We start from the raw sequence: 22,954 nt of genomic DNA, 5'->3' as shown, positions 1-22,954 counted from the left end.
AAAAACAAGACCGACCGATTCTTAAAGAGAAGGTGAATCAGCGGATTTCGAGGAAGCATTTGATACATTTCTGTTTGGCACGTAGCGTGATTTACATCCTAATCCGGGATGGTTGATCCTTGATTGAGCCTGCCGTGCTATTTCATCCGATGACTCGAAAGCGCGTCGTCATCATCGGGGGCGGGTTTGGCGGCATGACGGCCGCACGGTTCCTACGCGACGTCGACGTCGTCCTGATCGACCGAACGAATCACCACGTCTTTCAACCGCTGCTCTATCAAGTGGCCACCGCCGCCCTGTCTCCAAGCGACATCGCCTGGCCGTTGCGCACACTCTTTCGTTCACTGCCCAACGTCCGCGTGGTCATGGACAATGTGGTGGCTATCGATCGAACGGCTCGAACGGTCCGTCTCCGGGAAAGCGCGCCGATTGCCTTTGACGCGTTGATCGTCGCTCCTGGATCGCGTCACGCCTATTTCGGGCACGATGAATGGGAAGCGTTGGCTCCTGGACTCAAGACCATGGCTGATGCCGTCCATTTGCGCGAGCGGATGTTACTCGCATTTGAAGAGGCGGAACGGCAACGGGCCGAGACCGGGGCACAGAATCGCCTCACATTCGTCATCGTTGGAGGAGGGCCGACAGGAGTCGAGTTGGCCGGCTCGCTCATTGAGATCGGGAGAAAAGCGATGGGTCCGGATTATCCTCACTTACGCCTTGAGGATCTCTCGATCATCCTGGTAGAAGCCGGCCCGCGCATTCTGCCGGGATTCGATGCCAAGCTGTCGGCAAAAGCCCTTGGTGTGCTCGAACAGATGGGTGTGACAGTCATGCTGAACAACCCGGTGAGCGCAGTCTGCTCCGACGGGGTGATGGTCGGCACCGAATGGGTCCCCTCCGCCAATGTCATCTGGGCAGCGGGAAATAAAGCATCACCTCTTCTGAACACCCTGGGAGTCCCTCAAGATTCATGCGGTCGAGTCAAGGTCCGAGCGGATTTGACGATCCCGGATGATCCCTGGATCTTCGTCATCGGTGACGCCGCCCATTGCGTTGGCCGCGACGGGAAACCTTTACCGGGAATTGCTCCAGTCGCCATGAGTGAGGGGCAGTATGTCTCTGGATTAATCAATGAGGAGGTTCAGCCCGACCAACGTTCGCCTTTTGCTTATGTAGACCGCGGTATGTTGGCCACGATCGGCCGAGCCCAAGCCGTCGCCCAGATCGGGCCGGTCCGTGCATCAGGACTCGTAGCCTGGACACTCTGGTGCGTGGTCCACATTTTCTTCCTTATTGGATTCAGGAACAGAGTACGAGTGATGTCTGAATGGACCTGGTACTATCTCACCTTCAAACCAGGCGCAAAGCTGCTTTTTGGGCGGCAGGAAGAACCTCAAGATATATCAACGCGGACAGAGGAGGCACGTCCAAGGGCCAAAGCCGCATGACGACAATCACGCGGGGACGCCCCACCGCATACAGCCACTTCTTTCGTGTTTGATTCTCCCTCCAGTCTCCGACAAACCATCTTGATATAGATATTCGGTGGCAGTCATCAGGTATAACCCGAGAAAGCTCACGGCATTCATCTCCGATTCGCCTATTGCTGATTGAACCTTCCCAGTTTTTGTGTCAGGCTTATCATATCTATTAAAAACTTATGGTTAGATTATTTATGCCATATACATAATTCTTTAGTTTAACTATACAATCTGGGGGCACCAGTTTAATAGCTATTTTGTTGAGCTCTGCTCTTGAATGCCGATCATCAACAATCGAGTCCTCCTCTTTAGTTGGGTCTTGCTACCTACCAGGGTGGTAGCTCGAACTGCCACTCTATATTACCGTGCGATCACAGTCAGCATTCCCTAAAGAGGAAAGAACATGTCTCCAGGACTACTCTCCAGAATCGAGATCGACTGTATCCTTTCAAAGGGATCGGAGGATTTGAGAGCGGATGGATGCATCTACGAACTGTCGTCTTCTCCTCCAACCATCTCGAACCCTGAAAACATTCGTCCGGGTGATTACGTCAAACTTCGCCTCTGGTTCCCCGATGAAAGTTCACACATCTATATCGACCTGGCGGAAGTTCAGTGGATCAAGAATCACTGGGTCAAAGTCGACATTCTTGCAGTCTCACCCAAGGACAAGGCGAGGCTCAGGCAGTTCGTAGCATCTGAAGGGCACTCCTCATCATCTTCATTCAAGATGATCGAGCAAATCCTGATTCGCGCATGAACGTCGATGTCTAACTTAGGTCGTGGTCACCTAGGGAAATTACCACCTTGTTGTCGACGCAAACGTTTGATGAACTATTACTTGGGTGAAGGTCGTTGCGTATGGAGTGCCCACCCATGGGCAGCAAAAGGCTTTCTCTCCCTCCAGAGGAAGCCTACCTTCACCCATAATCTCGTTTTCCTTAATCTCCATCCATTCTCCCCGTCGATTTTCCTGAGCCCCTATACCTGCACCATGACAAGTACCTGGAATCGATTCTCCCTCTTTGGCTCGTATCATCCTACATCCACGGTATTTTCGAGGGAGCTTACGAGGCATATTCTGACGCCAAATTGATTGCAACGCACCTGCAGAACAGGAGGGCCGACAATGGAAAAACAACCTGGCACGACAAGACCTATCCGACAGGACATTCAGGGAAAGGCGTGCCCCTTCTGTGGAGGAAAGACCTATCAACTTGTTCTTCGAGCGTCGGGTCCATCCAATAACTCAACCTTGTTCATTCGTTGCCGTCAATGTGGCCATCCGAAAAGTTTAGATTCGGACTTCAAGAACATCCTGTGGATCTGAGTTGCGGCAGTCGGTGCGCGGGTACCCCAACAATCCTAACGAGGGTCATCATATGTCGTTTCGTCACCTGCAAACTCACATAGAACGAACCAGACAGAAACGCAAAGCTCTGCACATGCTGACGCTCAGCGGCGTCGTACGACCAGGCCACGTTGAACTGCGTTATACGATCCCTCTCTCTATGGTCGAAGACATAACCGACAGTTCCCACAAAAACCCTGCCACCTCTGTTGAGCCATCGAGCATCCGAAAGCTCCTGGCATTAATGATTCGACTCATGAAAGAGCACCGATCATTCAGACTGCATCTACCTACTTTCAGCATTCCCAAGTTCCGGAAGGCTGCACCCACGGACATTCTTCCTTCGCCCTAAGAGGTTTCAGTCCGATCCGCGCCTCGATCAATTCATCGGCTCGGCTTGCCTATATCCATCTACCGGTGAACTGCACCAATGGCACCGGCGCATTCCGCGCGCGCCGACAAAACATTGACGGATTCTCCCTCCTATACCGTCAAGTTTCTGAACATGTTTCACCCAGGCTATACTACGTATAGTGTAAATACTTGCACTATCGACATCGCACAATCTGGTGCGGCTCTTGCTTACACCATTCATCAGCTGTGAACGCAACCAACCTAGGAGGACTCAATGGAATGTCCGAAGTGCAACGGGATGATGATGTTGGAGCGATTCTCGGATTTTTTTCTCGTCTTCTATGCATGGAAATGCATCAATTGCGGCGCCATTATCGACCGCACCATTTCGAATAATCGCCGCAAGAGTCTGTCGATCCGAGACGCCCAGACTGTTGCCGCGCGCTAAGAAGCTCCTCACCCGGAGCTTGAGGCGCTTCGGCCCAGCGCGCAACGCGGCCGGCTGCCGTATGGCTGATCTGGGCATGCAAAACGGTGACAAGGGAGTCGCGAGGAATAGCCATTCTATTGTCACCGTGAACCGGCGCATGACGCTTCTTCCGCGCGGCCTGCGCCTGGCACGGACTCACCTTCTCACCGATATCGACTAAGCCCCAGCTTCACACGACTCCCCGCCTATCCTTCTATTGTGTCATGCCCACCTGCATGAGCATGCGTGCTTTCCCCCTCCCATAAAATTTGAGCCAATGTCTTGGGCCTACCACGCTGAATGTACTAGGGAAATCGCCAGCTCAAGAATGGGAGTAAACGATTGATTATCACATGTACCGAAGGCACCGAGATGCCTTGGTCGCGTTTAGACGCGGATCACGCTGAAGATCCGCATAATTGGGAGGTGCTATGGAGGAGGATCTCAGCTCTCGTCCAACAAGGGACACCTATAAAAGCCGGCAGATTGTGTTGACTCCTCATCGACAGGATGATGGGACATGGGTCTGTGAATATGTCATCATTGAGCTTGTCATCAGCGAATCACGGTCCACGAGGGGTTATACAGACGGCAGTTTTCCTTCCTCGAGCGAGGCCAGAGTAGCCGCTCTGTTGACGGCAAAGACCATCATCGATTCACGCTCAGGAACGGAAGCTGCCCCTGTTTCACAGACGTACCAACCGCGGGAGAGCACCGTAACGGACTCGAGCTACAACGGTCGCGCCATCAAACTGAGGTCCGGCCAGCAAGAGGATGGAACATGGATCTGTGAGTACACCATTCTCCAACTCGGGCTGACCAAGATATCGAGAGCAACCGGCCGTGCCATAGGCAGTTTCTCGACTCGGGACGAGGCGGAAGCCGCCGCGTTGGAAGTCGCGCAAGGTGAGATTGATTCACACGTTCCACATTCATCGGCCAACTAATCTTGAATGCCCCAATGGAGGGCACCATGAACCCTGCTCGAGACGATCTTCAGCTGAAGATTCACCTCATTCGAGAGTGCCTTGCCCAGCGGTTCCATGACGTGCTTCCCCATAACATTCAACAAGAGCGCTTTACCTTTAACGATGGCGCGCACTCGTTCCAGTTTGGATTCTCCCGTCCCGCCCTGGAAGCGCTCCCCGTGGATCGACTCCGAACGTTTATGGAAACCGAGGCGATTCCACTGATCGTTCAGAACCCAGGAATGCAAACGTTTTATGAGATCGATGGTCTCAGCGTGAGAGACACCGTGCCGACCTGATCCTCTTGCCCACCCTGGTCATCGACGACGGCAATCTTCACCAATCGCGCTCCACGGGCCGCATTCTGACCGACCGCGAATCGTGGCGACACGGATTGATCACTTGACAGCCTCTTTGGTCCTTGATAGATCGGCGTCGATGGAGCCGACGATGGCAAGCAAAGGTCGAAAAATGGTGCCTTATAGTCATGCTGCGATGGGGGCGATGTTTGCACACATGGCTGAGATATTGGTGGAACACGGCCTAGTGGAACCTCAGGAAAATGCGGAAGCATTTGCTGTTGATGTGATGAATCTCCTGCAGTCCCAAGGCCATCTGAATGCCTATGGCGATGTTGCCTTGGGTCGATTCATCGTGCTTCCTTCGCAGAGCCCGGTGGTCTCGTTGCTACTCGTTTCACCGTTACCGGCAGATCCGTATGATGATGAGCTTCGACGAAAACCATCACCGATTCAATTCAGTCGGACTGCGAGCGACCAAATCGTGTTCCCAAGTCGCATGCTGCTGACGATCATCGAAGAGTTGGCGAGTAATCCCGTCGTACCTGAAGTGTTACAACTATTATTCTTGAACTTTTCTCGCTGTGCCCTGCCCTTTCCGGATATCGTGTTGCCTCCTGAGGTAGAAACCGTCGCGCTCCCAACTGAGAAGCAAGACATCGTTGAAGCCCTGATGCCGGGATGCATTCTCACAGTGAATCTTGAAACGAAGGGTTGATCCTTCCTCATAATACTCACCGGCGTTTACCGTTAATTACCGCGGTTTACCGCCATTTCCTGGATTAATTCACCACGCTTTTCACTCCGCTTTTTGAGCTGGGGATCACACTCGTTATCAATCCCCTCTCCATCACGGTACCCTCACGGAACGAGTAACCCTCAAGAAAGGAATCGAAATGGCTCACCCGTGGTCTGGGAATCAAGAAGAAGAAGAGGAACATCGCCAGGGTCTGTTTCGAAAGGCGAGAAAGGGCGACAAGAACGCCAAACTGGAATTACAAGAAGACTATGGCGCGCGACTCTGGTCGGAGAAGGAACGGGCAAAGTTAGTCTATGACAATCCTAAGCGTGGGAAGCAGAAAGCTTGAAAACCCTCGGTTACCCACCTCATACCTAACGCTGTCTCTCCCCATCGGTTTTTACCGCTCCTGTTCATCTAGAATCTGCGTGGTGACATCGGAGACCGAGTTGCGGATGCTGTCTTTCTCGCCTTCCGAAAGGCCTTTCGTGAGGAACAGCGCCTCGGAGGCGACGGCGAACTCTTGCATCGTTTTCCGGTCGTGCTGAACCTGGGTTTTGGATTTATGCACGAGCTGGTCGACAAGGCTGGTCATCTCCGTCGTGTAATACACGATCCAATCAATCTCGTCTTGAGTAAACGGGATGGCATCGGTCTCTGCGGCCGCAGCAATGAGGTGCTCGCACGAGCGGGAGTAGTCGTTGATCTGTTTACGAAGAGGAATCATGCCAGTTGGCCTTTCTCACCGAATCGGCGGACTGGCCTTCCATACGGCCGTCGGCAATGTGGTGAAATGATGCTAACTGCTAGCAGATGACGTGTCAATGGCGCATTGGATCGCCTTACGTCTTTCGCGAGCACCTGGGAATCTCCACCTGAGCGTGTATGCGCTGGCGTAGCTCTAGAGGGTGAACCTGAGAGGTGAGGACTGCGTCACTCCTCCCCTAGCGGGAACTAGTTGACCGGATGGCCCATAAAATTGGACAAATGTCGACTCGACTGAACACGAGAGAATGCAAATCTCCTACGTGATTGATTAATCATATCCAGTACGGCGCGGAGAGGTGGCCGAAAGCAACGGTTTACTAAATCCCGAAATGGCACATCGTGAACCCCGCGAAAAACCTCGAAACCCCGCGTGAACACTGACGGTAACGTCGCCTCTGATGTGTACCGTCATTTTCTGGACACGTGCCCCCGCGTTCGCGACGCCTAAGAAATCCGCCAACGTAGCAGAAGGATCTGCCTCAGACACTACCCTAGCGTTGAGTCGATCCAAGGCAGATCCGCAACAATGCCTCCCTCCAATGAACAAATACCGTGAACACAACATCCATACATTCAGCGGAGATGGTGGATATCGATTACCAAGTTGTCTTCGTTCAACTCCGCCACTACGAGTTCGTAGCCCATCATAGTGAACACCTTGCTGCTCGCATCCTCATCCATCGCCAACATGTGCTTCCCTTCGGCATTGGTGATCTCGATTACCTCCCACGTGGGGTCCGCATAAGTCAGCCTGCCAGTGATCAGGCGATGTCCTGCGGGCTGAACCCCTTTCGCATGCAGATCGATCAGCATGTCGTGCTCATCGATTATCATGATGACTTCATCGCCTTTCTTTGGGTTCAATAGCCCCATGCGCTCAGCTTTGTGGACGCTGACCGTACGCTGCCCCACGCCAGTCGGCTGGCCCAAAAACACTAAACCCGATTCGACCTTCTCAACCGTGGCCGTTCGGTATTGGTGCACAGAATGCTTAGCGAGGTCGCCCTCATGGGCAAACGCTTGGCTTCCACACCACACAAGGCCCGCCGCCACAACGATGCTGACAAGAGTGGGACGCATAATGCCCCTCCTTTCATCCCTTCGCTCCAGCAGAGGGAAGAGACCATCGGATTTACGATTGGCCACACAAAGTGTGCCTCCTGATGAGAGGCGTAGATGAACTCTGGCGTTAGAGCGGCGGAGACTGGAGGGGTAGGTAAGCTCCAGGTCACGCCAGTCAGCGCGGCTGGAACGTCGTGCGTCAATGTTAGGCGCAAGAGGCCGCGTCGTCAAGTGGGATAGGCAGTGTGCTCATTCAGACGGATAAAGGGTATGGAAGGAACAGATGAAACCACGTCGGACAGGATCGTTCTGCCACAGCTTAGGCATAAGTCGGCGACAAGCTGAATCGGTCGTGCGGAGCTCAGGGAGAGGTGGCCGAGTGGTCGAAGGCAACGGTTTGCTAACTCGCCCTGAGCATCGCGACGTAACCCGCTGAGAAACTTCGAAACACCTCTTCAATACTGGCGCTTCTGCTGCGATGATGCGTAGCGGCGCTTCCTGCTAATTACTGCGATTTACCGCCATTTCCCTGATTCATTCACTACGCTTGTCACTCCGCTTTTCCGCTAGCTTCGGAAGACATCTCAATTTACATTTTCCTGGCTGCTCATAACTGGCCACCGCTTTCCTGATGCCAGATCCGGGTGCCGCGGTTCAGAATCTGGCACTCCATATTTATCCCTGATTTCATCAATTTGGGAAAGACAATGTGCCGCAGCGTTCATAGGGCCTCCGTCTACCGTCATAGCGAGCAGTTTTCTCCGGAGTTCAACGGCGGGAACGGGAACAATGCTGTATGAGCCTTTCCAGTTTTTGGAGGGTAGATGTTCAGTCACAACTCTCTCAACGGTCAGCGCTGAGGATAAGGATGGTCTGTGTTCATCCTCAATTTTGATGAGCAACAGTAAGCCAGTTGCGTCAGGAGATTCTGCGACCGATTCTGCTAGTAATCCAAGACCAGGCAGTGCCCCACCTTTTTCTAATGGCAACTATCCCTTAACTGTAGAGGTTCGCGAGTTTTACAGAAATTCGTCTAACCTACTAAGCACATGGATGCCAATATGAGAAAACATATCCTTGAGAATGCTCTGAATATCTTTACCGTCCACCAAGCAGCCGCAGTCGAAAACTACTTCGATGTAGGGCACGTACTTCACATCCACTTTCTCGCCGGTGAAGTGCCCTCGCAAGGTGGCTATTTTTGCATTTCCTTTAAGCGGGCCTATATGGGGCTCCTTGTGGGAAATAATAAACCCTTCGCTACGTCTAACGACTCCATCCCTATTGCCGAGAGCACCACTGAGAAGAAGTCTGTGCTTATCGGTATTGGACAGCCTATTGAGAATCCACAAGATATGTTTCGTCGGGTCGGTTCCGTGGTAGGGCTGCAAACTCTCTATAGCTGCCTGTGCCTGAGGACTCATCCCCCTGGTCTTCTTGGTGAACAGGCTGGCATCAGCCGCGCTGAAAATCGGGAACTCGGAATCCTTCTTGATATCGTCGCTGAAAGAGGGGCCACTGTGAACCTTGGCGAGGCTATAGGCCAAATGGTCAAGCGTTCCCCTCAAGCTATGAAGAACTTCTCCAATGAGCAAGGAGACATCGATTGGAACATCGTCAATAAATGCATACACGAGGAGCTCATCCGGGTGTTTAGGATCTTGTTTGTAGGTGATGCTCTCAAAGTTTTTATGGAGCCATCTATCTACTTCAAGATCCAGATCATCCAAACGCTTTTGTGCCCATCTAAATTTCCGATAGAATTCGCGACGGTCATCCATAATGAGGTAAAATCAGCTTATGAAAAAGAAACAGAAGACCAAGAAGGGTGTAGAGATCCCCATCCCGAAGCGGGGCGACTTCTTCAAGAATCTGAAGAAAGCCGCCACGCCGTTACCGGCCAACGGAACCAAGAAGTAACTGCTCAAACTGCGCCCTCCCATCGTCGCGGTGGTTGTACCGCCACGCATACTCGTTTAGGTAACCCTGAAGATGCTTCTTAGACACTGCGTGATACACGCCGCCAATGCCTCGCTTTGTGAGCGACCAAAACCCTTCGATGGTATTGGTATGCACATCCCCGCTCACATAGATTTTCTCCGAGTGTCGAATGCGACGATGCTTAAAGCCTTCTTTATTCAGATCGTTGTAGACCGCATATTCATCGGTGTAGACCGTCGATTTGGGCAACACTCGCTCAGTGATGTACGGCATGACGGTCGCGGCTGCGACGTTGCGGACGGTGACGGCAACCACTCTGCCGCCACGTTGAACCATGCCGAACACTGGCTGTTTCTTGGAGCGAAGCGTAGAAGGACGGCCAGGACCAATGCCCCGCTCTTTTCCACCAATGTACGTTTCGTCCATTTACAACCGGATTCCCGCTCGTAAACGGCCCTGCTCCCTGCGTCATCAGTTCGTTACGGATCAAGAAGGCCATGCGCCACGCTGTTTTGTAGGTCACGCCAAGTTCCCGCTCCAACTGCTTCGCAGAGATGCCGCAGCGAGTGCTCGTCATCAGGTACATCGCATAGAACCAGAGGTACAGCGAGGTAGAGGACTTGTGGAAGATCGTCCCCGCAGTGGGATGGAGATGATGCCCACAGGAGGTACAGGTCCACGATTGCCGTTGTTGCGACGTTTCATAGCGTTCAAAGATCGTCTTGTCATCGCACTTCGGGCAATGCGCATGCTTCCCATCCTTGGAGTACCGATTACGCCAGAGCCATTCCAAGCAGGTGGCGTCATCAGGAAACTCGCGCATGAACTCCATGAGGGAGTACTGCGAATCGGAAGATTTGGCTCGCTTTGGGTTGTTTCTATCGACAGGTGGCATCGTGTCTCTCCTTGTTGACCGGAGAGTAGCATAATGCATTTATACAGTCAAGGGATAGTTGCCTTTCTAATAACTGATAGACATATTTACGGAGTTCGGAAAATTCGCTCATAGCAGTACCGATTTGTCGTGCTAGAGGCCAGCGCTCCGCTCCCAGGCCATCGAATGCGCTTTTCGCAGCCAAATCCACCAAACGCAGAGCTGATGAAAATGTGCCTCGGTCAATAGCGGCTTGCCGCCAGGCGTAGTAGTCATAGAGTCTCGGATCTGCTTCCGCCAACTGAAACAGGACGCTTTCGGCGTCATCAGCAGGCGTAGCTCCAAAGTTTGAAATCATTTCACGAAGACGATCCGGCCTGCGTAAGTCTTCTGGTAAATTTCGCACAATAGCAACCGCTTCGGAGGGAGAACTCGTAAACGGCAATAGACGTAACCAATCATCCAACTCAGTAGAGTGGTCGTCTTCTAAAATCCACCAATCTGTCTTCGCAGCCTCAAGTACCTCCGCAATACCGGTTTTTACTAAAGAAATATCGATGGTCTCACCCGACAAAATGAGGCTTTGAAGAAGGGCTGCCCGCGACCTCCGTGAAGCTAGTGCAATAAGCTTTTGGATCATTGCCTGCCGTTGGCCGTGTGGCAATCGTGTAGCAACAATGCCCAGTGCAACGGCGCGCCTCTTGTGATCCTCCGTAGCACCATCAGCGATTAACTGCTCAATCACAGCGAAAATCGACTCCGCCTCCAATGAGGTTGGGGTAGCATCCTTGGCGCGTGCGGCTCGTTTTTCTCCGAAGCGCGAGAAATCCACACCACCTCCAAAGCGATACCCAAGACTAGGTTCATTCGATGCAGTCCATTGATTTGCAAGTACCGAAGCAGCTGAATGGCCGAATTCGATGTCCGCCAGATAGTCGCGCATTAGTGCAGTAGTCGCAGAACCACTAATTGCCTGAAATGCGAGCTGGTACTGCCAGGTCCAGGATGTGCGTGCTTCATTAGTAGCTGTGCCACCACGATACTGATCAGTGCGGGCCTGTTCCTTAAACGAGCGCCAAAGTTTGAGTTCTTCATCAAGCAGCCATTTCAGCAAGGGCAGTAAGGTTTCCGAGGGGGCACGTCTGGTGAGAATTGCAACCCAAGCCAACTGCGAACGGGTTGCATCGCCAGAGGCCAGCATCCGATTCCCCCAGCTTTCCGCGAGCGTTCTAATCGTAGTCCGAGCATCGTCGTCGAATGGCCTCCCACGATTTTCTTTGTCGCCAGGATGGCCAGAGATTAACTCCGCCAAAGTCGCCAATTCTTCATTCCCTACTCGGGCAGAGAGACTTAGGGTGGCAACAACAAGACTTGCACCAGGTGCGCGGCCAATACGGTCGAACAGATTATGGTAACGGTCACTTGCAACTTGGTCGTATCTGCCGCTCTCATCCCTACAACGCTCTTTTGTCTTCAGAAGAATTTCTATTATGTGACCAACGGCCTGCGCTCCGAGCACGGATGCAGCCGCCTGCGCATTATTATCAAATCGAGGCGTCTCGGCGAGTACGATTCCGATGAGCACATCATCTTCCAGGCTGAAACCAGCGGACGCAAGGAGGTCGTCTGCCCCGTAGAACATGGTGCGACCTGAGCGTAAGCGCTGAAGGAGACCATCTGCAATGGAATGTGAATAGCGGTCGCGCAGCGCATAAATGACTTGGACCGCAGGATCCTGCTTTGTGTCGATCTCCATTTCGGCAATGATAGCGGTTAACTCCTGGCTGAAGTCTTGATCGTTTTGGCTATGCAGGATTGCGCGCAACCGATCATAAGCCGAACCAGCATCCTTGCGCTGACGCTCACGCGCCCCCTCCATTTCTCGTTTGATATGCTCATCAGTCGCTACGACATCAATATCCCTAGAGAGCACTAGGTCAAAAGTCTTCGCATCCGAGCAGCGCAATACGTCAGCCACGTGCCGATTCGCACGGCGAAACGCAAGCGCACTAGTCACATCCACTCTTACCTCGGGGTCGGGATCATCCTTGGCGACGGCTGTCGCGAGATCGAGGCCTTCCATTCCGCTGTTATATGCGATCTCGCATAGAACGTGTTTTCGAGTGCTTCCCGGCAACGCTGCAATTAGCTTGGCAGCATCCTTTCCGAGAAGAGATGGCCGGAAGCGACTGCCGGCGCGGAGTGCCTGGAGCTGCACTTGATCATCTTCGTGGGTGATGAGCGGCCAAACTCGATCAAAGAACTCGTGGCGGCCAGAGATGATCATAAAACGCACGGCACGATCGACTTTTCCTGGCGTGTGCCATTGGTCGATAGACTCTTTAATGCTCGAGCCGACGCGCGCCCAGACGGCGTCAGTGGAACGATAGATCATCTCGGCAGCGAGCATGGGGTCGACCTCGAATGCGGCCATAATGGCAGCCCCGCAGCACTCTTGTTGTTTCAGGTCGCCGCATGCCAATCGCTCGCACGCGAAAAGAATGGATTCTTCCCATACCGGCTGATTGAGAACGTCTGTCTTCAGCCTGTTCTGGGATGCCAGATCAGAGAGGCTCACTGTCATCAGAGTTTCGACAAAGTGAGACGCGTACCATTCCTGAAATTGCTGGTGCTGAAACGAATAGCCTGCCGGTTCGCCGTCCCGCAGCAAAAGATGATAGCTGACAAGGGTCTCCAGCACAGCGGTAGGCTGAGGCTTTTCGGTGATCTGCCCTTCCGCCACAAGATCACTTTCTGTTTCTGAGACCGATTTACGAGCGAGCGCTTCTGGGATTGTCGTATTCGCGATGCGATTAGCGGTCACTGCGAGTCCTTGCAGATACCGCTGGTGCAACCCGCAGGTTACTTCCAAGAGATGCTCAGCGCGTAGAGCCTCCGCTTCATGCACAGAAACAAAGCAACGCAACACTTCTTCCTTCGTGGTCGGGAAAGGCGCTCCTTCGGGAAGAGCTAGCAGTGCCGTTAAATAAAGCGGAATCGTGACAAGCTCACGCACACCAACCGTGCGCCGTGCTTGTTCGAGCATACGGAGGCCAGCGTCTCCACCTAGAGCCTTGGCAATATCAAACTGCTGCGTTTGACTAAGTGGGAGGAGATTAACGCGTGTGCCATCGACCGGAACATCGAGCGTCTGTTTCCGCGTAGTGATTAGTAACCGGAGTTCGGGCAACTCGTCTTGGAGAACTCTAATTTGAACGCCTGCGCGCCTGCGAGCCGCCACGTCTAACTCATTCCAACCATCAAGCAGCAGGATTACGCCAGGGTCTGCTGCTACGGCACGCAAGTCACCTTCCGAAATTCCCCGAAATGCATAACGCTTCAGGATAGATTCGAGGAGCGTCAGGCCGTCCGTAGACCAATCGCCGAGGGGAACGACAATTGGCGACGCGTTGCCTTTGGCCAATAGGGCTTCGGCGATTTGAAACAACGTCGTAGTCTTGCCGAGGCCGGGTGGTGCAACAAGAATCAGATCGTCAAGCGTGGCAAGCGCAGACGCTAGCGCTGAAGTATTGACCGGATCTCTCAAGCCATTTACTTCGAGGATGAGCGCAATATTGGTAGATGGCCATTTTTCTGAACGCCGAAAAACATCAAGATCAGCGACTATGGCTGTACGAAGGCGAGTACTAAGCTCACTTGTGGTGGGCGTCTGGGTCAATGATGGCGTGAGCGGGCCTTTGCCGTATAGGGTGGCTTGCCACGCATTTTCCTTGGCCTGCGCCTTCCATTCACGCAACAGCTCAACCGTAAACATCGAGTCAGGTGCGTCCACGGCCGTGCCATGGAGTCTACACATCCAGATGCCATTATCTGCTGATCGACGCTCCGCGGATGTTTGGTTCTCATCGTAGCGAGGCCCGCCAGGCGCAGCCGCGCAGATGTGGGCAGCAACACCGAGATTGACTTCGTGGGTGTCGTCAGAATTAGTGCAGACTGTTAAGCGGCGACATGATGGGTCAGAACAATGATAGCCGGCACGTCTAGCGATTTGACGCTTGGTTGGAATACTGAATTCGTCTCTGCTGTTATTGGACATTGAGCAGGAGACCTTGACATGCCGCACACCAACGGAAATAGCTGAAATTATCGTATTCCATTTACCGGGTCAAACAGGGCTTGTCTTTAATGCGGAGACACAACATTCGGTATCTAATTTTTTGAACACGCGGCAGAGAAATGAATATCACAAAGACATAAACCCACGTGTACGTAGTTCAACCGTCTAGCGCGCATTTTACGGACGGCGGGATGGCTTCACACCAGTTGAGAGCACCTGGAAAGCTCCGCTTGAGCGTGTACGCGCTGGCATAGCTCTAAGGAGTGAACCTGGGAGTTGAGGAGAGCGGCACTCCCCTCCTCGCGGAAACTAGTTGACCGGACGGCCTATAAAATGGCACAAATGTCGACTCGATTGAACGCGAGAGAATACAAATCTCCCAAGTGATTGACTAATCATATCCAGTACGGCGCGGAGAGGTGGCCGAGTGGCCGAAGGCAACGGTTTGCTAAACCGTCGTAGGGACAAAATCTCTACCGAGGGTTCAAATCCCTCCCTCTCCGCCAATCTTGCCTCAATTCCTGCGAATCGCTAACCAGCCAAAATTTCAGCTAATCAAGCCTCTTTAAAGCCTTGGCAGGAGAAAAGTTCCGGTTCATTCCTCACTCATCACAGTAGGTTTCATGGACTACGTCAACACGATGAGGAAGGCCGGTGAGACTCGCCTATTTTTTACTCAAAAGAAAGGTAAGAGCACGTTCGCCGATGCTACCGGCAAATGGTACGCACGGCTGCTCAAGAAGGTTGGTCTGAAAGATAAGTCGCTGGTACTACACGGTCTCAGGCATAGGTTCATCACTCGACTCAGCGACGCAGGGGTTCAAGAGAAGGTCAAGATGATGCTGGCCGGACATGCGGCACAGGGAGTTCATGGAAAGGTTTATGACCATAGAGAACGGGTGCCGATGAAACTGCTGCAAGAAGGATTGGAGAAGCTGAGATACCCAGACGTGCTTAAGGCCTTGACAAACGGTCAGAGGGAAGAGGCGGCTTGAACTGATGGAGACTCAATCGTGAAGTTCTGTACGCGCATCGTCTTTAGCCTGAAGGCCTTTTTCGAATTTCATCCTAAAATCAGCGAAGCGATTAGAGAAAAGCAAGCCAAGTCTTCCTGTTTCTGGACGAAACCCGAGTTCGTGGCACTCTAGAAGCCGTTGGATGTAGTCTCGAATTTCTGGTTTAACGCAGGATAGAATAAAATCGATCACCTGAATAACGGCCTGGTGTTCTTCTTTAATTCTCCAAAGACCTGCCGCTTTAAGACCAACGCCAAAAGATCTCTCCCACATCGATTTGTATTGTGAAAACACTGGAACAGTTCCGTTGAAGAATACCTCTCCAAACGAAAGCTTATCAATGGTGACATTCCCATGTAGAAGATCGTTTCTCTCATTCACAATCGAATGATATTTGCCGCAAACCTCGCTGGCATAATCTACCGCTTTGATGAAACCAGTACAGTTTATATGCAAGGTTTTTATTCTTACGTCAATCGGCTGCCTGAGCACATTGTCGTACAAACGCTTATCTGCCTTTATATCGGCGCGGCAAAGAAGAAAGAACAGAAGATTAACGAACGCTTCTGCCAAGATCGGCAACATCGCTCTAATCCCGAAGCACAATCCGAACCCTCGACTGTATTTTGTGGAGACTTCCTTCCATTTTGCATGACTGGCCTCAGGATCAAGCAAATCAAAGTCAAAGTTTTCTTCAGCCGATAAATTTAACGCTTCAAGCTCGTTCGTAAGTTGTTCGATAGCAGATCTTGTGCGCTGGAACGGGTTAACGAACTCGACCCATTCTTCTAGGTTCTTTCTGACTTCTGATATTTGCTTTCCATAGTTCTGAAAGTCGGCTTTAAGAGTTTCGATCAAGCTATCTTTATCGAAATCGACAGGTTGGAAGTCGCCGAAGAAAAGAATTTCAGTTCGGAAGTTTAGTCCGAGGAAGGTAATAACTCCCCTCTTCTCAGATAGCGTCCAATCCCAGTGGATCAAGTTATCAGAGTCATCATGACGGAATAAGTTCTGTGCTCCGTTTGGTGGGCCAAACCTGGCATGGAGATATGCATACAGGTCAACGGGTTTGATTTCATTCTTGATCTCAATGGTAAACGCATGTTCAGGGAACCCACCCGCTGCAAGGGTCTCTAGAATGCATTTCGTATGAAGCGCTTCAAGCCCCGCAACGTCTATATGGTGCATAAGTATTTCTCTATCTGAACGACAGTTTGGGCAGCGCCCTGCGTGCCAGTTTACTTCAACGAGTTGACAGTATCTACTCGCCTATCGCGCCGACCTTATCCCTTGACCTTTTCTTTATTACCGGGTACAGATATTTACGTATGGTTATATTTACCAGTAATTGGAGGAACTATGAAAGCCATTTACCAAGGCATGCAAATTACCAGCAGAGCATATCCGCTTCGAACTGGTGAGTGGATGCCAGAAGCGAGGGTTATCTGGTGGTCGGGAATTCGTGGAGCGTTTATCGAGGTCCCCTTGTACGGAAAGTGCCCTGTAGAATCTGAATCACACGCTCATGAAATGTCGATTAGGTTCGGAATGTCATGGGTTGATTCTAATTAACTGCCAGGTGAACAATCGAGCAGAGGGAAATGTGCCGAAGACGGTTCAAGGGTTGGTGGGGATGCCGTGAGTGATCGGAAGCAATCCAATAAGAGCCAGCATCAAGTTCCAAGGTTTTACCTTGAATACTTTACTTCACCCGCAGGGCAAGTCTGGAATTACGATAAGCAGACTGGTCGGGCTTGGTCCGCATCTGCTGAAAATACTGCTTGTGAAAACTATCTTTACAGCATCACTGCTGATGATGGTCGCCGAATCCACGATATTGATGATGCGATCACTGACATTGAAGATGCGGCTGCTCCCCTATTTAATCCTCTTGTTATGGGAGAGGAATTGTCCGATGAGCAACGATATGATGTCGCCAATTTCCTTGCACTAATGTGTGTAAGGACTAATTTTTTCCGTCGGATCTTCGCCGAGGTTCACGGCAACGCACGCATGCTACGAGATTATCTTATCGCTTCCGATGATGAAGCTTTTGAAGCCCAAATGGAGGGTTTCCAAGCAGCTAGGGGAAAGATTTCGGACGAGCAAAAACAAAACCTTCGCGCTCGCATGTTAGATCCATCAGAGTCTGTGCTTCAGGTTTCTCATGAATACACCTTGAAAGCCCTGGAATGTCATGAAAGGCTAGTTCCCATCTTTTACTCGATGAAATGGTCTATCCTGAGCGCACCTGATGGAGTGTTTTTCATTACTTGTGATAATCCACTTCTTCAATTCGTACCGCCTGAATATCACCATTCCTTCAATGGCACTGGTGGGTTTTTTAACCAGCATTCCGAGGCAATATTTACACTTTCACCTACTCACTGTTGGGTGGGACATTGGTGTGATAACGTACCTAGATACGATGAAGCTACTGTTGAACGGGTTGAGTTCACCAATGAGCTAGTAGCGGGGGCAGCAGAGAGGTTTTTGTATAGCCATGCTGAAAGCGAGCCTGTATTAGCGCTCGCGAAACTACATGCTGATAGCCAGCGGACGATTCGGATGGGAGGCCCTGGTCCTGAAAAGAAAGCAGAGATAAAGGTGGTCAGACACCAGTGACAGATTAGTTGACGCTCTCACCTTAGGCGCTCGCTCAAGCGGGGTCGAAATTGATGAGACATCTCAGACAAGCGGACAGGCGAACATGAATGAAGAGTCTTTCACAAACTTTGAGAGATTTTTTCAAGACTTCGTGAAAGCGGATTTACAAAACGCTCAGCGCCATAGAGAGGAATCAGATTTTCAGGCCGCCTCGCTAATCAAACAAATAAGAATCCGATATGGACCGATGGTCCACGTTGAAATCAATATTCTTGTTCCGCTGTGTGTGGGATGCAAGCATAGTGAATGCCGATACTTTGAGACCACCCTTCCTAAGCCAAATGTGTTCTCAGACAGCTGGAAGCAAGACTATCATACGATTGGTATATCGAGGAAGAAGGTGAAAGAGGCTTCTCGGGGATTACACAGTGGAGGTTGGAAAGGACCTGCATGTGACCGATGCGGAAGTATAATTGAACTCGATGTTAAAGGTGGTGAAGGTTTCTATACGAGAACCAGTTCCGTCTCCGATTTCTACAGCCTTAATAGAGGAAATGGAAGAAAACCACCCGAATGGATGAGGAAGATTGTTCTCAGCGCTTACGACGGGAAGTGTTCGGGCTGCAGAAGAACCATGCGGCCCGATCAGATTACCGTCGATCATATTGTTCCTGTTTCAGAAGGCGGGGAAACGGAGATGGAGAACCTTCAACCTATGTGCATTTCCTGTAATCAGAAAAAAGGCAATGTAGCGGTGAAGCGCGTTGGTCATCCTTCTTTGTACTTCCCTCTTCTCACTCCCTCCGACAAGCTCCTTGATTGAAATCAAGTGCCGGAAATGTTCCAGGTGTTAGCTATCAGCTCCAAGGGTATTAAACGTCATAGAAATCATTCATTCATTCCCCCACGATCCTCTAGAAGCCGTGTCTGGTTTATTTGAGCCAGCCCTAGGGTTTGTCCGAGTGCCTCATCCCCATTTTGCCTAGATACACTGAGCCTCCTGTGCATACGTAGTGCCCCTATTGGCGTACGAGAGGAGGTCTCAATCATGTCTATGACGGTGAAGTACTGTCCAACATGTAGCGATAGGTTGTCCTTCGACTTCCCAAGGACTGAAGACGAACGAATGTACCACTGGGCTAAACTCCGAAGACATGGGTCGGTCACTCGCCAGGGAACATGCGATAGTTGTGCGCGGGAGACCAGTGTTACGAGTTATCTGGTCCAAGATTGGATTGCGCAAGAGGCTGTGTAGGGCTAGGGCGGCTCCCTCTCCGCCACTTAATTTATATTATCAATGGTTTATATGCGATAAACAGCGAAGCCTAGCATCCAGCCTAACAAAATATTCCCTCTTCATTTTTCTTTCAGTCCGTGGGCGACCATCGGTCTTCGAGCCAAAGCAGAATTACACGGCGTCATTTGCTCTGATCTGATCGAATATTCCGTTATCCCGGCTTCTCCCCAATCCGCTGCCGGTCTCAATGTCTTCAGCGACATCCGGAATTGTTTGGGGCGTTGATGGGGCAGGGATGGGCGGAGGTTCTAGCAGACCTGAGTGTAATGGTTAAGACATGCCTTGTTCGACCATCCCATTCTCGATCGTGAAGCCCATTCGTTCTATAAGCCGAGTGAGTAATGTGAAATGGGCGCGCGAGTCAGTCGCAACGGCCAGCTGTTCAGCCGTCGCCAGTTGTATTGTATACACCAGTGAGGCGGAGGTTTTCAGTAGGGCAAGGCCATAGTCGAAGAGATCAGCTTCTCTGCCGATGAGCCGTCGCCGGCTGAGTTGACGGATACCGGCCACCGTAAAGGGAGTCGTCTCGAACGAGACATCCTTCAGACGAACCATCAAGGTCTGCTCGGCATGGCCATCTTTGTGACGCCCAGTGATGTCTGTGCCGTCGAACAGACCGCGTTGGAATCGGCGATTCTCCACCAGCGCGCTATGAAAGAGCCCACGCCAAACTGAATCTGCTAGATCACGATCCACGGCGATGCAGGTGTCCGGCTTGAGCGGTCCGCTGACGTTGTAACCCTGCACCAGTCGCTGGCTTGCCAGGAGGTCGGGGAAGGAATCTCCCATACGTTCGGGAAAGGCCGTTGTCCCGCAGAAAGGACTGACTTGTATGGCCATATAGTCCCGGAAATGCACCTGCTGATACCGCTCCAGCAGCCACTGCAAGGTGCGCTCGTGGCACAGATGGAAAGGATAAAATATGACGCCGGATCGTGTCATGCCAGTGATTCAGAATAGCTGTTCTGCAACAGTATCGGCAAGCTGTCGTCCCAAGGAGGAGCTTGATACGATTGAGCCAGAGGCTCGCACACTCGCTATTCGGGTTCTTGAGAGGTCTGCTATCTTCGGTTTTGCGGATGAAACAATACACGATTCTTCTCAGAGCCAATCAACGGAGCAGTGCGCGGATAGTGGGTCGTTCGGTTCAATTGAGGCGATCAACGCAACCGCATGAAGTTTAAAGCGAAACGCTTCCTTTAACGACGGTAGGGCAGCTCCCTCTCCGCCACTGTCGCCTACCGTCAGTGGCATCCTGAATAACCCCGCGTAGGACAGCGACAACGACGTTCACCGCTTATAGACCTCTTTCCGGTCTCCGATCTTCACGATCAAGACGAGCAGTTTCTTATCGTTGATCGTGTAGATGATGCGGTAGTTACCTGATCGAATCCGATAGAGGTCATCCGCGTCCTGCAGTTTCTCCACACCATTCGGTCGAGGATTGTCTGCGAGGCTTGTTACACGCTGAAGAAGTTGGCGTTGAATCGGCTTGTCGAACGACTTCCATTGACGCTGAGCGGCGGGGGTAAGTTCAACCTCGTATGCCACAGATCGTGTTTATAAACCAAGTTCCTTGGCAAAAACAGCAAGGGATTTGGTGCCCTTCTTCTTTGCCTCGGCAAGAGCTGCACGGGCGTCCGCCAAGTCAATACGGTCCTCCAGGTCACGCAATAGCTCAAGATCTTCAACAGGGACCATTCCCATAACCACCTTGCCATGACGTTCAACAAGGACACGTTCTTTTTTATAGGCTACTCGGTTGACTGCATCGGCAAAGTCTCTTCTTGCTTCACTCACAGTAAGGGCTGGTTGCATAATGTAACCCTCCTCACTTTGTTCAAATTGTACAATATGTATGAAATATACGTCTGATACAGAATGTTGTCAAGTCTGTAGACCCAGCCCTCCTCTGATGCCGGGCTGATGTAGCGGTTAGTGCTCGTTACGACATCCCTCCGCCATCCGGTTCAACTACTTAGAGCTACGCACTTGTTTGGCGAGACCGCCTTGTGAGTTCACGACTTCTTGGTACCACGTTTAGCAGCGTGCCTGGGATTTTCATAGACCAGTTCTGCGCGTTCAGGCTCCGACCATAATCGCACGCCGTAGACTTCCTGCAACTCCAGCCTGGCCTTCTCGTCGCCCTTTCTCGCCTTGCGAAACAGACTCCGGCGATTCATGTCTTCTTCTTCTTGACTCAGGGACCACTGATCTCCCATCACGACTCCTTTGTTGTAATGTGCTCGTCCGGTAACGGTGTCTCGACGGAGGCGGCTTTGTACACGAGATGGATTCCCAATTCAAGGAGAACATATCAGGGAGCTACAGAAGACACAGCAACTTGGCTAGACCTAAGAGGGCTTAGGAATCGCTTTGGGGTAGGCTCAGGTGGTCCTGAAGCAGGCCTTGCAGGCGCTGGAGTTCATCGGCCCCGGTCGGTGCGGCCGGGAGACACCGAGCAGGGTCTAGGCCCAATTCACGCAATCGTTCCGGTACTGGCAAGTTGTCATCGATCCACAACCAATCTACTTTGGCCAACGTGTCCTTCCGCTCCGCTAGCCATAGCTCTTTCCCAGCGTAGCCCGACCAGTTCACATACCGTGTCTGATTGACCTCACGAAAATAGATGGAGTCACAGAGGTGCTCGACAGATCTCTGAGACCATGCGGTGAGCCAAGAGAGTTGGAATCGCTCGTGTATCCAGGTCAGGAAGCTTGTCACACCAGGGCGCAGCTGGAAAGCTTCAGGGGTGCCGTACAATCCAAACAGCACACCATCCACATCAAGGTACAAGACTGGCTTCATGGGGCAACCCCTGAAGAAGAAGCGACCGGCCTAACGCTCTAGGAGCTTCTGATCAGGCCTTCATCAGGCTGTGAGGCTCGATCAGATATTACCGGCCCGCATGTTGGCCGGGATTGCGATGCTCATTTTTGCGGGGGGCGGCACGTTCCTGGCATTCATCGTGTCGATAAATGCGGCTTTCGAGATCGACACGTTCAGTCGTTGGTTGCATCGCTTTTCTTCACCGATGGTTGAGGACACCCGACCGTTATAGTCATGCCCGGGATAGACGATGGTGTCGTCCGGAAGAGCAAAGAGATGTCGGCGTACGGAATCGAACAGCTTCTCCGCCGAGCCGCCTTGCAGGTCCGTGCGGCCGTTGCTCCCGATAAATAAGGAATCTCCTGTGAACACTGCGCCGGATAACACATAACTGATGCAGCTATCGGTGTGCCCCGGTGTGGCGAGCCCTTGGATGCGCGTCTCGCCGATCGACAATGTCTCGCCGTCGAAGAGAAAACGGTCCGCACCCATCACCACACCCTTTGCACCGCTTCCATAGACAATCTGTGCACCGGTCCGAGCTTTGAGCAGCGAAGCGCCCGTAATGTGATCTGCATGGATATGTGTTTCGAGAGCGAAGCGTAAGGTAAGACCGAGATCTCGAATGACCTTGCAATCACGTTCGATGTTCTCTAGGACGGAGTCAACAATGGCAGCCATGCCGGACCTACGGTCGGATATGAGGTAGGTACGTGCTTCTGCTCGATCGTCGACGTCTTGTACATCGTTCACGTCCAATAAAGCCGTGACGAGATATGACTCATTCGTCCCCATGACCGAACTTCCTCATTCGATACGCC

Annotated in this window: 22 protein-coding genes and 1 tRNA gene; 11 read left to right on the top strand and 12 right to left on the bottom strand. The window is 51.9% G+C overall.

Going from position 1 to position 22,954, the window contains the following annotated elements; translation table 11 throughout:
* Positions 1-149: 149 nt before the first annotated feature.
* The 7 genes from H8K04_08900 (at position 150) to H8K04_08870 (ending at position 6,010) form a co-directional block, all read left to right on the top strand.
* Complete coding sequence (locus H8K04_08900) at positions 150-1,448, top strand: NAD(P)/FAD-dependent oxidoreductase (protein ID UVT17630.1); 1,299 nt, start codon at positions 150-152, stop codon at positions 1,446-1,448.
* Positions 1,449-1,884: 436 nt separating this feature from the next.
* Positions 1,885-2,241: a hypothetical protein gene (locus H8K04_08895; GenBank protein ID UVT17629.1), complete on the top strand. Its 357-nt coding sequence runs from the start codon at positions 1,885-1,887 to the stop codon at positions 2,239-2,241.
* A 1,219-nt stretch (positions 2,242-3,460) separates the two neighbouring features.
* Positions 3,461-3,634 carry a hypothetical protein gene (locus tag H8K04_08890; GenBank protein UVT17628.1) on the top strand — a complete coding sequence of 58 codons (174 nt, stop codon included), beginning with the start codon at positions 3,461-3,463 and terminating at the stop codon, positions 3,632-3,634.
* A 452-nt stretch (positions 3,635-4,086) separates the two neighbouring features.
* A complete protein-coding gene (locus H8K04_08885; protein UVT17627.1) occupies positions 4,087-4,602 on the top strand; it encodes a hypothetical protein in 516 nt (171 codons plus the stop codon).
* 26 nt (positions 4,603-4,628) lie between these two features.
* A complete protein-coding gene (locus tag H8K04_08880) occupies positions 4,629-4,922 on the top strand; it encodes a hypothetical protein (protein ID UVT17626.1) in 294 nt (97 codons plus the stop codon).
* 151 nt (positions 4,923-5,073) lie between these two features.
* Positions 5,074-5,640, top strand: a complete 567-nt coding sequence (locus H8K04_08875) for a hypothetical protein (protein ID UVT17625.1) — start codon at positions 5,074-5,076, stop codon at positions 5,638-5,640.
* A gap of 178 nt (positions 5,641-5,818) precedes the next feature.
* Positions 5,819-6,010 carry a hypothetical protein gene (locus H8K04_08870; GenBank protein ID UVT17624.1) on the top strand — a complete coding sequence of 64 codons (192 nt, stop codon included), beginning with the start codon at positions 5,819-5,821 and terminating at the stop codon, positions 6,008-6,010.
* 51 nt (positions 6,011-6,061) lie between these two features.
* On the opposite strand, the gene H8K04_08865 is transcribed toward H8K04_08870, so the two are convergent.
* The 5 genes from H8K04_08865 to H8K04_08845 form a co-directional block, all read right to left on the bottom strand.
* Entirely contained in the window at positions 6,062-6,388 is a 327-nt protein-coding gene (locus H8K04_08865; protein ID UVT17623.1) for a hypothetical protein, read from the bottom strand.
* Positions 6,389-7,002: 614 nt separating this feature from the next.
* Positions 7,003-7,509 carry a hypothetical protein gene (locus H8K04_08860; GenBank protein UVT17622.1) on the bottom strand — a complete coding sequence of 169 codons (507 nt, stop codon included), beginning with the start codon at positions 7,507-7,509 and terminating at the stop codon, positions 7,003-7,005.
* A 1,001-nt stretch (positions 7,510-8,510) separates the two neighbouring features.
* Positions 8,511-9,221 (bottom strand): hypothetical protein, encoded by a 711-nt coding sequence (locus H8K04_08855; GenBank protein UVT17621.1) that lies wholly within the window; start codon positions 9,219-9,221, stop codon positions 8,511-8,513.
* A gap of 163 nt (positions 9,222-9,384) precedes the next feature.
* Positions 9,385-9,858 (bottom strand): IS1595 family transposase, encoded by a 474-nt coding sequence (locus H8K04_08850; protein ID UVT17620.1) that lies wholly within the window; start codon positions 9,856-9,858, stop codon positions 9,385-9,387.
* A 452-nt stretch (positions 9,859-10,310) separates the two neighbouring features.
* Positions 10,311-14,081 (bottom strand): hypothetical protein, encoded by a 3,771-nt coding sequence (locus H8K04_08845; protein ID UVT17619.1) that lies wholly within the window; start codon positions 14,079-14,081, stop codon positions 10,311-10,313.
* 716 nt (positions 14,082-14,797) lie between these two features.
* Here H8K04_08845 and H8K04_08840 point away from each other — a divergent pair.
* Together H8K04_08840 and H8K04_08835 are read left to right on the top strand one after the other, a co-directional pair.
* A tRNA-Ser gene (locus H8K04_08840) sits at positions 14,798-14,890 on the top strand.
* Positions 14,891-15,007: 117 nt separating this feature from the next.
* A complete protein-coding gene (locus tag H8K04_08835) occupies positions 15,008-15,379 on the top strand; it encodes a tyrosine-type recombinase/integrase (GenBank protein ID UVT17618.1) in 372 nt (123 codons plus the stop codon).
* Between the two features lie 12 nt (positions 15,380-15,391).
* Here H8K04_08835 and H8K04_08830 read toward each other — a convergent pair whose 3' ends face one another.
* Positions 15,392-16,588: a hypothetical protein gene (locus H8K04_08830; protein ID UVT17617.1), complete on the bottom strand. Its 1,197-nt coding sequence runs from the start codon at positions 16,586-16,588 to the stop codon at positions 15,392-15,394.
* Positions 16,589-17,038: 450 nt separating this feature from the next.
* On the opposite strand from H8K04_08830, the gene H8K04_08825 reads away from it, so the two are divergent.
* Positions 17,039-18,025, top strand: a complete 987-nt coding sequence (locus H8K04_08825; protein UVT17616.1) for a DUF4238 domain-containing protein — start codon at positions 17,039-17,041, stop codon at positions 18,023-18,025.
* 85 nt (positions 18,026-18,110) lie between these two features.
* Positions 18,111-18,830 (top strand): HNH endonuclease, encoded by a 720-nt coding sequence (locus H8K04_08820; protein ID UVT17615.1) that lies wholly within the window; start codon positions 18,111-18,113, stop codon positions 18,828-18,830.
* A gap of 744 nt (positions 18,831-19,574) precedes the next feature.
* Here the strand turns inward: H8K04_08820 and H8K04_08815 are convergent.
* The 6 genes from H8K04_08815 to H8K04_08790 all read right to left on the bottom strand — a co-directional run bounded on the left by H8K04_08815 (position 19,575) and on the right by H8K04_08790 (position 22,928).
* Positions 19,575-20,246 (bottom strand): hypothetical protein, encoded by a 672-nt coding sequence (locus H8K04_08815; protein UVT17614.1) that lies wholly within the window; start codon positions 20,244-20,246, stop codon positions 19,575-19,577.
* 348 nt (positions 20,247-20,594) lie between these two features.
* On the bottom strand, positions 20,595-20,855 hold the full coding sequence (locus H8K04_08810; GenBank protein ID UVT17613.1) for a type II toxin-antitoxin system RelE/ParE family toxin: 261 nt from the start codon (positions 20,853-20,855) through the stop codon (positions 20,595-20,597).
* Between the two features lie 9 nt (positions 20,856-20,864).
* Complete coding sequence (locus H8K04_08805; protein ID UVT17612.1) at positions 20,865-21,122, bottom strand: type II toxin-antitoxin system Phd/YefM family antitoxin; 258 nt, start codon at positions 21,120-21,122, stop codon at positions 20,865-20,867.
* Positions 21,123-21,322: 200 nt separating this feature from the next.
* The gene (locus tag H8K04_08800) at positions 21,323-21,526 is read right to left on the bottom strand and encodes a hypothetical protein (protein UVT17611.1); all 204 of its coding nucleotides are present in this window, start codon (positions 21,524-21,526) and stop codon (positions 21,323-21,325) included.
* 142 nt (positions 21,527-21,668) lie between these two features.
* Complete coding sequence (locus H8K04_08795; protein UVT17610.1) at positions 21,669-22,112, bottom strand: hypothetical protein; 444 nt, start codon at positions 22,110-22,112, stop codon at positions 21,669-21,671.
* 81 nt (positions 22,113-22,193) lie between these two features.
* A complete protein-coding gene (locus H8K04_08790; GenBank protein ID UVT17609.1) occupies positions 22,194-22,928 on the bottom strand; it encodes an MBL fold metallo-hydrolase in 735 nt (244 codons plus the stop codon).
* Positions 22,929-22,954: the final 26 nt, after the last annotated feature.

This window comes from Nitrospira sp. (assembly GCA_024760525.1).
Taxonomy (GTDB): Bacteria; Nitrospirota; Nitrospiria; order Nitrospirales; family Nitrospiraceae; genus Nitrospira_D.
This window is presented reverse-complemented; position numbering and strand designations above follow the sequence as displayed.